General features: G+C 43.3%; 10 protein-coding genes. 4 read left to right on the forward strand and 6 right to left on the reverse strand.

The genetic code is table 11. From position 1 onward, the window contains the following. Positions 1 to 18: 18 nt before the first annotated feature. The 4 genes from ABIO93_RS32100 to ABIO93_RS32115 form a co-directional block, all read right to left on the reverse strand. Positions 19 to 2,430 carry an ABC transporter permease gene (locus tag ABIO93_RS32100; RefSeq protein WP_348074138.1) on the reverse strand — a complete coding sequence of 804 codons (2,412 nt, stop codon included), beginning with the start codon at positions 2,428 to 2,430 and terminating at the stop codon, positions 19 to 21. A 53-nt stretch (positions 2,431 to 2,483) separates the two neighbouring features. Next, positions 2,484 to 4,886: an ABC transporter permease gene (locus ABIO93_RS32105; protein WP_348074139.1), complete on the reverse strand. Its 2,403-nt coding sequence runs from the start codon at positions 4,884 to 4,886 to the stop codon at positions 2,484 to 2,486. 179 nt (positions 4,887 to 5,065) lie between these two features. Further along, complete coding sequence (locus tag ABIO93_RS32110) at positions 5,066 to 7,510, reverse strand: outer membrane beta-barrel protein (protein WP_348074141.1); 2,445 nt, start codon at positions 7,508 to 7,510, stop codon at positions 5,066 to 5,068. A gap of 270 nt (positions 7,511 to 7,780) precedes the next feature. Further along, a complete protein-coding gene (locus ABIO93_RS32115) occupies positions 7,781 to 8,107 on the reverse strand; it encodes a DUF6249 domain-containing protein (protein WP_348074142.1) in 327 nt (108 codons plus the stop codon). Between the two features lie 154 nt (positions 8,108 to 8,261). Here ABIO93_RS32115 and ABIO93_RS32120 point away from each other — a divergent pair, with 154 nt between their 5' ends. Together ABIO93_RS32120 and ABIO93_RS32125 are read left to right on the forward strand one after the other, a co-directional pair. Further along, entirely contained in the window at positions 8,262 to 8,813 is a 552-nt protein-coding gene (locus tag ABIO93_RS32120) for a sigma-70 family RNA polymerase sigma factor (RefSeq protein ID WP_348074143.1), read from the forward strand. 8 nt (positions 8,814 to 8,821) lie between these two features. Next, complete coding sequence (locus ABIO93_RS32125) at positions 8,822 to 9,340, forward strand: hypothetical protein (protein ID WP_348074144.1); 519 nt, start codon at positions 8,822 to 8,824, stop codon at positions 9,338 to 9,340. A gap of 48 nt (positions 9,341 to 9,388) precedes the next feature. Here the strand turns inward: ABIO93_RS32125 and ABIO93_RS32130 are convergent, their stop codons facing one another. Next, a complete protein-coding gene (locus tag ABIO93_RS32130) occupies positions 9,389 to 9,772 on the reverse strand; it encodes a hypothetical protein (protein WP_348074145.1) in 384 nt (127 codons plus the stop codon). Positions 9,773 to 10,013: 241 nt separating this feature from the next. Between ABIO93_RS32130 and ABIO93_RS32135 the strand changes: the two genes are divergently transcribed. Continuing rightward, entirely contained in the window at positions 10,014 to 10,223 is a 210-nt protein-coding gene (locus ABIO93_RS32135) for a DUF2281 domain-containing protein (protein ID WP_348074146.1), read from the forward strand. Further along, the gene (locus tag ABIO93_RS32140; RefSeq protein WP_348074147.1) at positions 10,224 to 10,619 is read left to right on the forward strand and encodes a type II toxin-antitoxin system VapC family toxin; all 396 of its coding nucleotides are present in this window, start codon (positions 10,224 to 10,226) and stop codon (positions 10,617 to 10,619) included. 88 nt (positions 10,620 to 10,707) lie between these two features. Here ABIO93_RS32140 and ABIO93_RS32145 read toward each other — a convergent pair whose 3' ends face one another. After that, the gene (locus ABIO93_RS32145) at positions 10,708 to 13,086 is read right to left on the reverse strand and encodes an ABC transporter permease (protein WP_348074148.1); all 2,379 of its coding nucleotides are present in this window, start codon (positions 13,084 to 13,086) and stop codon (positions 10,708 to 10,710) included. Positions 13,087 to 13,170: the final 84 nt, after the last annotated feature.

Below are 13,170 nucleotides of genomic sequence, written 5' to 3' on the forward strand. Positions count from 1 at the left end.
ATTAAGCCAACACAGCTCTCACTCGCTCCGTAACGATTTCACCGGGTTCATCAATGCTGCTTTGATGCTTTGGACACTGATTGTAAATAAGGCGATTGCGACGGCCGAAAGCCCTACAAACACAAATGTCCAGGGATTTATTTTAATCTGATAAGCGAAGTCCGAAAGCCATTTGTCCATGCCATACCAAGCCAGTGGGAAAGCTATTGTAATCGCAATAAGCATCAGTCTCACAAAATCTCTCGAAAGCAACATCACAATGCTCATAACCGAAGCACCCAGCACTTTTCTAACTCCGATTTCTTTTGTTCTCTGTTCTGAAATGAATGCGATTAAAGCGAATAATCCCAGGCAGGAAATAAAGATGGTTACTGCGGAAAATATTCCAAGGATCTCGGAAACGCGCGTTTCTGCCTTGTACATTTCATCAAATTCCTCATCCAGGAAATGGAACTCGAATGGTCGTAACGGAAAATTTGCCTTCCAATTCTTTTTCAGCAATTCCACCACTTTTGATGTTTCGTTACCAGCAACCTTCACCATTATTTTTCCAAAATAATTGTATTCAGGAATAATTGCAATGGGTTCTATTTTTTCATGCAGCGATCTAAAATGGAAGTCATTTGTGACTCCTTTAACTTCTCCTTCGCGTCCATTCATGTTAACCTTTTTGCCAATTGCAGTTTCAGCCGTCCAACCCAGCGCTTTTACCGCAGATTGGTTTAAAATGAATGCATATTTCCGTAGCTCCACAGAATCGTTAGTTGCCCGTAGAATGTCGGTGTCATTGAAATTTTGTCCTGTAACCAACTTCATACCAAGTGTTGGCACAAAATCCTTTTCTACCGGAATTGCGGTGATATTCATTTGAAAATTCCGTGGTTTGTCACTGGCTGATATCGTATAACCACCTTGCACATTCACAGGGGACTCGTAGGAAGCAGTGACGGATTTAATGAGTGAATTATTCAGCAATTCACTTTTCATGGATGCCAGTTTTACAGCGGATATGCCGGAGCCGACATCCAAAACAATAATTTGAGATGAATTAAGCCCTAGATTCTTATTTTGGATAAAATAAAGCTGCTGATTAGCGACGATTGTCCCAATAATAAAAAGGATTGAAATGGTGAACTGGAACACAACCAGTGCGCTACGCAAACCACTTCCACCATCCGCCGCAATCACTTTACCCTTTAAAACTTTTATTGGTTCAAACCCTGAAAGCACAGCCGCCGGGTAAATACCTGACAATAATGTTACCCCAATTGCCAGTACAATCAGCAATAATATCACAGAATAAGCTGGCCATACTTTCAGCCCAAGTTCACTTCCAGCGATATTACTGAGTACTGGAAACCCTAAAAAAGAAATGAGCAACCCTATAAAGATTGCTGCGATCGTGATTAAACCACATTCAAATAGATACTGACGAAAAACTTGCGTCCGGGCAGCACCCATTACTTTTCGCACGCCCACTTCACGTGCTCTGATGGCCGAACGAGCAGTGACCAGATTTATAAAATTGATGCATGCGATTATCAGGATAAGCAAGGCCACACCGGAAAGTATATAAATGTATTTATAATTTCCAGAGGCCTCCAAACCACCCGAAACGCTGGAATACAAGTGAATTCGGTTAAATGGTTCCAGGATAAGCTTTACTTTTGAAGTAGGATCCTGGGGATTATTCAGTTTTTTATCAACAAACTGATTGACCTTTGCTTGTAATGTTTCTGCTGTTGAATGCGGCTGGAGCAACAAATAGGTGTAATCATTTGCGGAGTCAAAAGCCTCTTCCTTCGATCGCGGCAACGTGCTGTAGCTTCCCAGCCAATTGAACTTAATATGTGAATAGGACGGAACATCGGCAATGACACCGGTTATTTGCATCGTTAATTTTTCGTTCATCGTCACCGACTTCCCGATTGCACTTTGCTTACCAAAATATTTTTGGGCAGTAGTTTCATCTATAACTACCGAATTCGGAAGAGACAGGGCGGTTGAAGGGTCACCCTCAATAAACACGGATGGGAAAATTTTAAAAAATGACGCGTCTGCAAAAAGAATCTTCTTTTCATTAAACAACATATCCTTATACTGTACGGCAACAGAGCCTCCGCCGCCATAAGGATAAAGCCTGACGGCTTCTTTAATTTCGGCAAATTCCCGAGAAAAAGTGGGCGCCACCGCAGTTGGCGTTACTGCAACATGAACTGGCTCGCTGTCACCGGATTGATAAAATAGATTAACTCTGACAATATGATCTCCATTTGGCTGAAAACGATCATAGCGAAGCTCGTGGAGCACATAAGTGGCCAGTAGCAGAAAGCATCCGATCCCGAGAGCAAGACCGATAATACTGACGAATGAATTTGTTTTGTACTTCCAGAGCGTACGGGTAGCGATTTTGAAATAATTTTTAAGCATGTGTTATATAGATTTATTGAAATGGGTAAAATTATTCATTGCTTATCTGCCCCCTACTCACTCTTCAAACTCCTCACCGGGTTCATTAATGCTGCTTTGATACTCTGAAAACTCACGGTAAACAATGCGATCAGGATCGATATCAATGCTGCGGACGCAAAAACCCACCAATTGATCTCGGTATGGTATGCAAAATCCTGTAACCAGGTATTCATGGCGTACCAGGCAATGGGCGATGCAATGACGATGGCTATCAGGACAAGTTTGAGAAAATCATTGGAAAGCAGGATCACCAGGCTGGTCACTGACGCTCCCAATACTTTGCGAACACCAATTTCCTTGGTCCTGATCTCAGCCATGAACATGGACAGACCCAGTAAGCCGAGGCATGATATAAAAATCGCTATCCCTGCGAATATTCCGAACAGCAACTGCTGGGTCTGTTCCCGTGCGTACAGCTGTCCAAATTTCTGATCCAGGAACTCGTAGGCGAATGGTCGGTCGGGGAATTGAGTCTGCCAAACAGATTCAATGTGTGCCAGCGCTGCCTTAATGTTGCCGCCCGAAACGTGTACGGACATCCAACCCATGCGGTCCTGCTGCGCGAACATAGCAATAGGCGCTACTTTCTGGTGCAGGGATTCGAAATGGTAATCTTTGGTAACGCCGATGATCTGCCCGCGGATATTTCCATAACCAAACCTGTTACCAACCGCATCAGCAGGGGTTTTCCAGCCCAAAAGCTTTACCGCAGTCTCATTGAGTATAAAACCATTCGTTTTATCTGTTGAAAAAGCACGTGAAAAATTCCTGCCGGCAGCCATTTCGATTTCATAGGCAGGGATAAAATCTTCATCTACTGACAATGACTTGATAGTGACATCGGTTGGCGCCATGGAATCTCCTTTCATGACATAAGCATCCCACGAATCCAGCAGCCTGCCCGAAGGAATACGCGAGGAGCGGCCCACTTCCGTAATGTTACTATTGGCTTTCAGTTGTTGCTTCATGCTCTCATAATTGGTCGCTGAATCGCTTCCCGCACGCAGCAGCAAAACCTGGTCTTTGGAATAACCCAGTTTGTAATTTCTAATGTAACGCATTTGATTATACACCACCGCAGTACTGATGATCAGCGCGACGGCAATGGCAAATTGCGTCACTACAAGCACCTGGCGCAGGTTTCCATTCTTCAATGCAGAAGCGATCTTGCCTTTGAAAACACTCAGCGGCTGAAATGATGTCATGAAAAAAGCCGGGTAGCTTCCTGCCGCCAAACCAGTAAAAAGCGTAATGCCTACCACGATGGAAAGGAAAACAGGATCCATAAGTGATTGGAAAGAAAGCTGCTTTTGCGTAAAATCATTCATAAAAGGCAGACATACCATGACCAGAACGATGGCAAAAAGAAGGGAAACTGCAACCAACAAAATGGATTCGCTCAGGAACTGCCTGATCAGCTGGTGACGCACCGCACCGATCACTTTCCTCATCCCCACTTCTTTGGCCCTCATAGCTGATCGCGCAGTGGCCAGGTTCATATAATTGATGCAGGCAATGACCAGAATGAAAATAGCAATGGCTGAAAAAAGATACACATACTGGATATCACCATTCGCTTCAATTTCAGAATCCAAATGCGAGTACAAGTGAATGTCCGTCAGCTTCATCAGGTTCAGTACCGAGTAGGTGGATGCTTTTGGATCAATACGGCGGTTCTGGAAAGCAGGAAATGCTTTAATCAGCTTTTGAGGATCGTAATTTTTAGGGAGCAGCAGGAAAGTTGAAAAAGAGTTGTTTCCCCAATTGGTCCTTAATCCTTCCGCACCGTAAACTCGGTTATCGTTCAATGTGGAAAATGAGACAAGGAAATTGGGGTGAAAATGAGACTGATTAGGCAGCGGTTCGAAAATGCCCGTAATGGTATAGTCAAACTGATTGTCCAGCCGCACGATTTTACCGATCGGATTTTCATTTCCAAAATATTTTTCAGCCATCGGCCGCGAGAACATGATCGAAAAGGGATTTTCCAGAGCCTTGTCCGGGTTACCCTGCGTAACATCAAAAGTAAACACCTTGAATACATTGGCTTCGGCCGCGAACATGTTCTCTTCATTGAATGTTTTCTCGCCATACTTCACCAGGGCATCCACTTCCAAAAGCCTCACTACCTGCTCCACTTCCGGAAAATCCTGCTTCACCAACGGGCCAAAAGGTGGCGCCGCGTGGCCGAGACGCAATGATTCGGTGCCGTCTTTGGAAAGAAATGTTCTGGCTAATCTATAAATCCTATCCGCATTCGCATGATGGCGGTCATAACTGAGCTCGTCTTTTACATAAAGCGACAACATCAGAAAGCAGGCAAGCCCAATGGCTACGCCTGCTATATTAATGAAACTGAACGACTTGTGTTTCAACAAGTTCCGCAGCGCGATTTTCAGATAGTTTCTCAGCATAAAAATTGAGTTGTTCAGGGTTATGGCTAACAAATTTGTGCCATTTACTCAAAATGCTAATAATCAATAATTTAACTCCTTTATGATCGTCCGAAAACGGACAATGCTGTTCAGCCTTGTACGCGAAAATTAAAAGAAAGACTTGGTAAGCCTTTTCAGACTTGCCAAGTCTCGCTAGATTAGTTACCGCTCTGCACATCGTCATTCCGTATACCCCTCTGATTTTTCTTGATAGCAGCCTTCAAGCGGCCAAATTTGTAGTTCAGGCTCAGGTTGAATGATCGGAAGTAATCCCTGCGATAATCGGTCTGGCCGAAATCGGGCCCTGATGTCTCCCGCCGGAAGCTTCTGAATTTGGTAAATGGGTTATTGGCTGCGGCCGAGAATGTTAATTTATCCTTGATCACGTCTTTGCTGACACTGAAGGCACAGCTGGTCATGGCATTACTGCTTCCCTGTAAATTAACACCAGGCCCGTTCAGGTTCAAATTCGCACTCACTTTCCAGTCTTTAACAAGCCGGTAACCCGTGGATACAGAAACTTGCGACATAATGCCTTGATTCGTCACTGGAATGTTGTTTACAATTCCTTTTACTTTTCCATGAGCTGCTCTGGCATTCAGGCTGAAATTCCATTTTTTCGTGATTGGATAATTGACATTCAGCATGAGCATAATGAGACGTGCCGTTCCGGTGTTCTCAAAAGAATTCCGTGTGATGTTCGTTTCCGGATCATAAACTGCTACTTGGAAGATGAGGTCACGAAAAGCTGTAACGCCAGTCCCAATATTAATAGATGCTTTTTTATTCAGGCTGTAAGTCAATTGAACGTCGTTAACAAATGCAGGTCGCAGGTTTGGATTCCCGGTTCTTTCGAAATTTGGGTTGGAGCGGTCGATAAATGGATTTAGCTGCCAGATTCCAGGGCGCTGGATACGCTGCGAGTAACCCAGGTTCAATGCATTGTTATTTTTGAATTTACGGTTGACAGACACCGACGGGATCACGTTGAAATAGTTTTGCTTTACCTTTGAATCGGTAGAAATAAAGTCCGCGTCGACGACCGTTTGTTCAATGCGTACACCTCCTTTAAAAGACCAATTTTTTAGGTTATATTGATAGGTATTGTAAACACCGAAGACGTTTTGAGTATTGTTGTACTTGTTGCTCATCCCGGGACTGATTTGATACTCATTTGTATCAGGATTAAAAACATCATATCGAAAATCACTGCGATTATCTCGCATAATGCCTTTTAAGCCGGCCTCAATCGTCAGTTTTTTGACTGGGTACACGATATCCACCTGAAAAGTCTGTTCCGAAAAACTTTGTGAATTGATCTGGCGGTAATCAGGCAGCTCGAAGTTGACCTGCTCCGAAATCGAGAGGTTACTGTTTTGCTTATTGTTATACCCAAAATAGCGATACGAGAATGTCAGGAGCCTATTTTTATCTGCTTTTGAAGTCCGTTGAAAGTTGAGTGCTGCATCCATTCCGTTTCCATCCCCCCAGTTATTATTGTCAACCCGATATGCTTCCAGGATTTCACTGCTCCGGTTCAATCGGGAAGTCTGATAACCTGAGCCTTCCGATTTACTGCCGTTGATATTGAACTGCGCACTCAACAGGTTCAGCGTATCAATTTCGTAGCTGATTTCATATCCGATATAACCGTTTTTGTTGGCTGATTTCGCAAATCCACTCTGATTCGTATTTGTCAGAGATTCACCGAAAGTACTTCTACTCACTCTATTCAGCGTTGATGGCGTATTGTACTGGCTTCCACCAGCCATAGCCGTCATCCCTATTTTTCCCAACTTAGCAGACACGGTTCCGCCAAATCCAGGTCCTCCAATTGGAAAGCGTTCGTTTACATTAATTGTACCATTATAGCCGTTATCCATTTTTTTGTTGGTGATAATGTTGATAATTCCGGCCAATCCTTCGGCATCGTACTTGGCTGGCGGCGTGGTGATCACTTCAATGCGCTCAATGGACGAGGCCGGCATGCTTCTCAACACCTCTTTATAACTTCTTTCGACCATACTCGAAGGTTTGCCATTGATCAGGATCTTGAAATCCGCATTGCCTTTCAGATAAATGTTGTCGTCCGCATCCACAGAGAGAAAAGGCACTTTGCGCATCATCTCCAGCACACTATAAACCTTGCTTTCGGGGTCTGCCTGTAAATCATAAATGATACGGTCCACTTCCTGTTGGACAATGGGTTTAATCGTCGTGACTGTAACTTCTTTAAGGCCGGTAATGCTAGGACTAATCGAAATGGAGCCAAGCTCCATGCTTTGTTTGGTACTGTCCGATAGGTCCGCAACCACTGTTTTTGTCTTGTAACCTACCCCGACAATCACAATCGAATATTTCAATGGTTTAAGGTTTTTAAATACAAATGACCCGTCAGTTTTGGTAAAGTCCGCCTTGATCGCCGTGGTTTTATCTGTCATTAAACTAACCGTGATATAATCCAGCGCTTTGTTATTGGAAGAGTCGGCGACAAACCCGGATATCCGGCTTCCGGTATTGATCGTTTGCCCAAAAGATGCGTGGCTCACGCACACGAGTCCGGAGAAAAGAAAAGAGACTAAAACTAGGAGTAATGTTTTCATGGTGAACATTTTGAGCTGGCTAATAGATGCAAAAGGCATAGTAATTCCTGTAAGAGATTGTGGCTCTTTTAAAAACATCGTTAAAATTTGGGGCTACTTTTCTTAATTAATGGCCATAGTATCACAGTTAAAAATCAAACTGATATACAAATGTATTCTAAGGTACTTTGCGATGCAAGGTACTATGCGATAATATTTTCGCTAAATGACGAACGGCAAATATTTGATTTAATCGGTAAGCAAATATAATCCCAGCAGGTTATGAGGCAGTTAGCCATTCATTTTTCTTTCAATCAGGAAATTTAAAATGAGGCTTATCCCGCCGAACAGAAAAGTCATTGATAAATAGGCAACCCCTTTATTAAAATCATATTGTCTTTCCAGAATATCGCCCAGCAATATGCCCAGAGCGATACCAACGAACAGCATTCCGAATTTCAAGGTAGGATAGCTGGAAAAGTTCTTATCCGTGAAAATAGAGGCGTCGGCGCCTTTTTCGATGAGGGCTATACGTTCCCGGTGGCGCGTCATAAGGAAAACGTAAAAAATTCCAAAAAGCCCGGCAAATGCTCCCAATGATATTACTACTCCGTTCATGATCTTTCTATTAATTGTTTTGTACCCATTTGACAGGTGACACCTCTGTCTGGTTACAGATTTTTGAAAAAATATTTAATAAAAAATATATCTCCCAAACTGTAACCGACCAGTCATCATTCATGTCTTATCAGAAGATGAGTAACTTGAATGCATGAAGAACCCGGGAGATCAGATCCATATTGACAATGTAAAAAAAGGAGACCTGGGTTCCTTCACTTTTCTTGTAGATAAGTACAAAAATATGGCTTACACCATTGCTTTCAATATCCTGGGTAATGCGGAAGACGCCGAAGATGTGGCGCAGGAAAGTTTTGTGAAGGTTTATCTTCAGATCAATGCATTTCAGGGAAAATCGAAATTTTCGACCTGGCTTTATACCATCGTTTACCGGACTGCAATTTCTAAATTACAGCAGGATAAGTTTCAGTTCCTGTCCATTGACGAGGAATTGAGTGAAAATTACAATTACGACCATTCAACTCCTCAGATTGAGCAACTACAAACCGCTGAAAGAGATAAATTTGTAAAAGCCGCAATCCAGAGGCTGCCGAAAATAGAGTCGCTGCTGATTACGTTGTACTATATGAACGAAAATTCGGTTGAAGAAATCGGAGAAATTACGGGCCTTTCTGCTGCTAATATCAAAATAAAGCTGTTCAGGGCCAGGAAGATTTTGGGGAAAGAACTACAATTCTTGTTATAACGCCGAGCATGGAAACGGAGAATCCTAACGAAGAAAATTTCAGAAAACTGCTGCAAAAAGCTGCAATAGATAAGCCCCGCACAGATTTTACTGAAAATGTAATGAAAAAGGTCAGTGTGGAATGGCAACACATCGCGACTACTGAGGAGGCTGCGCTGAAAATGCTGATCCAAGGTACCAGTCTTGAAAAACCGTCAGTTGCTTTCACGAACCAGGTTTTGCGTGCATTGCCTGTTGCCGCTCCGGCGATCAGGTATCAGCCTATTATTTCCAAAAGAACATGGTACTGGATAGCTGCAGCTGCGGTACTGGTCATTGCAGCATGTTTTTATTTTCCTGGAAATACCTCCGAACAAACTCCAAAAGTCATCAGCGTAATTGAGCAGGCTACCCGATCAACTTACATTATTTCCGACAAAATGAACAATGTGCCACAGCATTATTCGCTCATCATTATCGGGCTGGCAGCATTGATGCTTTTCGATTATTTTCTACGGCTAAAAGCAATAAAACTTGGCAAGTCTTGAATAATAAAAACTTACCAAGTCTTGAAGACTTGGCAAGTTTCGCAAAAATTATCCTTTACGGTTGTAACGACGGTTGTCGAAGTGGCTTCCATGTTGGTAGGCAAACAAACGCTGACGTTGCGCCGGGGTTAACACGGACAGGATTTCTTTTTGTTTTTCCTGTTCCAGACGCTGAGCACCCTGATACGTGTTGTATCTTCTGTTGGATGATTTCAGACGGTCATAATGGTTTTCGATCTTCTTGATCTTGTTTTCCTGCTTGCGCGACAGTTTTACAATTTCATCCAGCTTGTTGATCTTGAACTCCTCAAAAGCATTATCAACGCGGGAGTTGTTTACAGCCGGTATTTCGTGGCGGTTGTTACGTTGTGCGAAGCTGTTGCCTACTGTCAATGTAACTATGGTTGCGATGGCTAAAATGGTCTTTCTCATGGTTTCTAAAATGTTTAAATTGTTTGTTTATGTAGGTTAGAGGGCCTTTTTTGACAAACGTTTAATTCACTTTAAAGCCAATCTGCGAACCAGGTCATTTACCAGACAGTATGCTGTTTTTTATCGACGAGTGGTTACTATTTGATATTTTACTTTAATGTGAGAATTCCTTAATGGCATCACATTAATAAAAACAATCATAAACAGTTATATTTGAGTAGCAACCGAAAACACTCTCGACATGTTGACCGCGGTAAAAGGAATTTTTGAAAATGGGCAGATCACGCTGATGGAAAAACCACCGGTTGATAAGCGTATGGAAGTGATCGTCACGTTCATTGAGGAAAACCCTGCTCCATTAAAAAAGCGAAAGGCTGGAATTTTAAGCGGAAAAGTTAAAATGTCTGACGATTTCGACGAACCGCTGGACGATCTTAAAGATTATATTTAAATGAAATATTTGCTGGACACACACTCATTGATTTGGTTTCTTGAAGACAACCCGCGACTTTCCCGAAAAGCCAAATTACTCATTGAGAATCTTGAAAACGAAATTTTTGTAAGTACTGCCAGTTGGTTTGAGATTTCCATTAAAGTCACGATTGGCAAACTTGAATTGCCTGATTCACTGGCTGAAACTATGGCTAGGTCTTCCCGGGATGAAATCACGACAGTCTCGATAAAAGAATCACATATTATCGCCTATCAAAAGCTGCTCCTTCTGGATCAGCATCGCGATCCGTTTGACAGATTGATTATCGCGACGGCCATCTCCGAAGATCATACGATCATTACCTCAGATCCTAAGTTTGGCTTGTACCAAGATCAAATCAACATAGCCTGGTAGGAGTATTACAATAAAAATCATCCGGCATTCAATGATAATCTAATTGAATGCCGGATGATTTTTTAATTCTATGATATCAGGAAGAACACTATTCGCTCCTGAGCGATTTCACTGGGTTCATCAATGCAGCTTTAATCGCCTGGAAACTTACGGTAAGCAGCGTAATCACAATCGCAGTCACCGCCGACACTGCGAATACAACCCAGCTCAATTCAATATGATATTCATATTTTTTCAGCCAGTCATGGAGGAAATATAATGCAATGGGTGAGGCGATTGCGCAGGACAGGATCACCAGATACACGAATTCTTTGGATAACATGGCCCACATCTGCGCCACACTTGCCCCCAGCGCTTTGCGGATACCTATTTCCTTCGTCCGCTGCTCGGCCGTATAAGCCGCCAATCCGAACAAGCCCAAACACGAAATAAAGATCGCCAGAACTGCAAATACCCGCGCCAGCTTACCAATTCTTTCCTCCGCCCGGAACTTGGCTTCATACTCTTCATCTGCAAATTTGAATTCAAAAGGCGAGTCCGGATCATGCTTCCGGAATATGGCTTCTACTTTTTTCAATGCCTTATCTACCTCATTACCAGGCGCCAATTTTATATTAATCAGGCTCGCCCATTCATAATCCATTAAAAAGACGGTCGGAACCGCGGGCTCGTAGGGAGACTGCATGACCATATCTTTGATTACTCCTATCACCTGACGCGGCTTCCCGTTGAAACGGATCGTTTTACCCACAATGTCCTTGATTCCCGTCAGTTTGACTGCTGCTTCATTTAATACAAAACCGGCAGTATCTGTCGAATAAGCCCTTGAAAAATCACGTCCCTGGATAATTTTCCAGCCAATCGTTTTTCCAAAATCATGCGTAACCGCGATCGTGCCAAATAATGGTAACGATCCTGCCTCCATTCCTTCCCATTCAAAACCGATCTGATTGGAATAAATGCCGGTAGTAGGACTCGACGATTCGCTCATTTCATACACCACACCGGATTTCAAAAGATCATCCCGCAGGGGATAGTACTTACCGTAAAGGTTTGGGGAAATATTAATCTGCAACAAACCTTGCCGGTCGTAACCTACCGGCCGGTTTTTAGCATGCTGAATCTGCTGAAAGACAATAATGGTACCAATAATGAGCGTAATGGAGACCGTAAACTGCATCACCACCATGACTTTTCTTGGCGTAGCAGCCCATTTACCCAACTTGAAAGTCCCTTTCAAAACCGCCAGCGGATTGAAAGATGACAGATAAAAGGCAGGATAGCTTCCCGAAATCAAGCCAGTGAACACGGAGAAGACGATCAGCGCAAGCCAGAACATCGGGTAGGCATACGGAAACCCTACTTTTTTCCCCGAAAGCTCATTGAATGCAGGCAATGTAAGTGCCACCAGTAGTATCGCCAAAATCAATGCGAACCCGACTACCAGAAATGATTCACTCAAAAACTGAAATACCAGCTGGGTCCGCAGCGAACCAATCGCTTTACGGATACCCACTTCTTTCGCACGCTTTTCGGAACGCGCGGTGCTGAGGTTCATGAAGTTGATACAAGCCAAAAGCAAAACAAATACACCGATAATGCTAAATAACCACACAAACTGTATCCCTCCGCCTACATTCTTCCCGTCTTTGAAATCGGAGTACAAATGCCAGCGGCTCATTGGATGCAGAAAATATCGGGGGTTGTCGGTTTTCGAAAATGCGTGTGGCATTTCCACATCCCGGATTTTCAATGATACTTTCTCAATATCCACACGGTCGGCTACCTGCGCATAAAATTGAAAAGAGTGGTTACCCCATTGCGTCTGTGCATCCTTCACCCAGTTTTCAGCGAGCAGGTAATCATTCCAGGTGAGGAGCATGTTGAGGTCATGAAACTCGGAATTAAATGGAATATCCTCATATACCCCCGTCACTTTCACATCCTTTTTGATATCGAGTTTAAGCGTTTTATTCAGCGCCTCTCCATTACCAAACAATGCTTTTGCGACAGATTCTGAAATCACCACCGAGCCGGTTTCTTTCAATGCTGTTTTTAAGTCCCCGCTGATCATTCTCAATGACAACATTTCAGGAAAAGCAGGCTGGGCAAACATTCCCTGCTTGCTGATCTTTTTATCGCCATTGGCCAGCAAATGCCCAAAATTCCACGAAGCCATGGAGGTATTTTTGAAATCCGCAGCATACTTAGTCTGCATTTCCATCACCGACGGAAGCGATACGGCCCTCCCACTACCGGTTTGCTTATTGAATGTCTGGCTAATGTAAGCCTGCGTGAGCCGGTCGTAGTTTTTATGGTATTTATTAAAAGAAAGCTCATCCCACACCCAAAGGCCGATCAGCATGGCCACGGCAATACCTACGGCAAGCCCGGCGATGTTGATAAATGAATAGACTTTGTTCTTCGAAAGATTGCGCAGCGCAATCAGGAAATAGTTCTTAATCATGGCGGGGTTGGGTGTTAGCTTTTAGCTGTTAGCTACTAGCTTTTTGCGATTAGCTTTTTGCTTTTTTATACTGACTGTTTGGTT

Source organism: Dyadobacter sp. (assembly GCF_039919315.1).
In the GTDB taxonomy this organism is placed as follows: Bacteria; Bacteroidota; Bacteroidia; order Cytophagales; family Spirosomataceae; genus Dyadobacter.

Excerpts from the sequence above, each read along its gene's own strand:
- ABIO93_RS32100 (WP_348074138.1), bottom strand. The coding sequence starts at position 2,430 with ATGCTTAAAAATTATTTCAAAATCGCTACCCGTACGCTCTGGAAGTAC.
- ABIO93_RS32105 (WP_348074139.1), bottom strand. The coding sequence starts at position 4,886 with ATGCTGAGAAACTATCTGAAAATCGCGCTGCGGAACTTGTTGAAACAC.
- ABIO93_RS32110 (WP_348074141.1), bottom strand. The coding sequence starts at position 7,510 with ATGAAAACATTACTCCTAGTTTTAGTCTCTTTTCTTTTCTCCGGACTC.
- ABIO93_RS32115 (WP_348074142.1), bottom strand. The coding sequence starts at position 8,107 with ATGAACGGAGTAGTAATATCATTGGGAGCATTTGCCGGGCTTTTTGGA.
- ABIO93_RS32120 (WP_348074143.1), top strand. The coding sequence starts at position 8,262 with ATGAAGAACCCGGGAGATCAGATCCATATTGACAATGTAAAAAAAGGA.
- ABIO93_RS32125 (WP_348074144.1), top strand. The coding sequence starts at position 8,822 with ATGGAAACGGAGAATCCTAACGAAGAAAATTTCAGAAAACTGCTGCAA.
- ABIO93_RS32130 (WP_348074145.1), bottom strand. The coding sequence starts at position 9,772 with ATGAGAAAGACCATTTTAGCCATCGCAACCATAGTTACATTGACAGTA.
- ABIO93_RS32135 (WP_348074146.1), top strand. The coding sequence starts at position 10,014 with ATGTTGACCGCGGTAAAAGGAATTTTTGAAAATGGGCAGATCACGCTG.
- ABIO93_RS32140 (WP_348074147.1), top strand. The coding sequence starts at position 10,224 with ATGAAATATTTGCTGGACACACACTCATTGATTTGGTTTCTTGAAGAC.
- ABIO93_RS32145 (WP_348074148.1), bottom strand. The coding sequence starts at position 13,086 with ATGATTAAGAACTATTTCCTGATTGCGCTGCGCAATCTTTCGAAGAAC.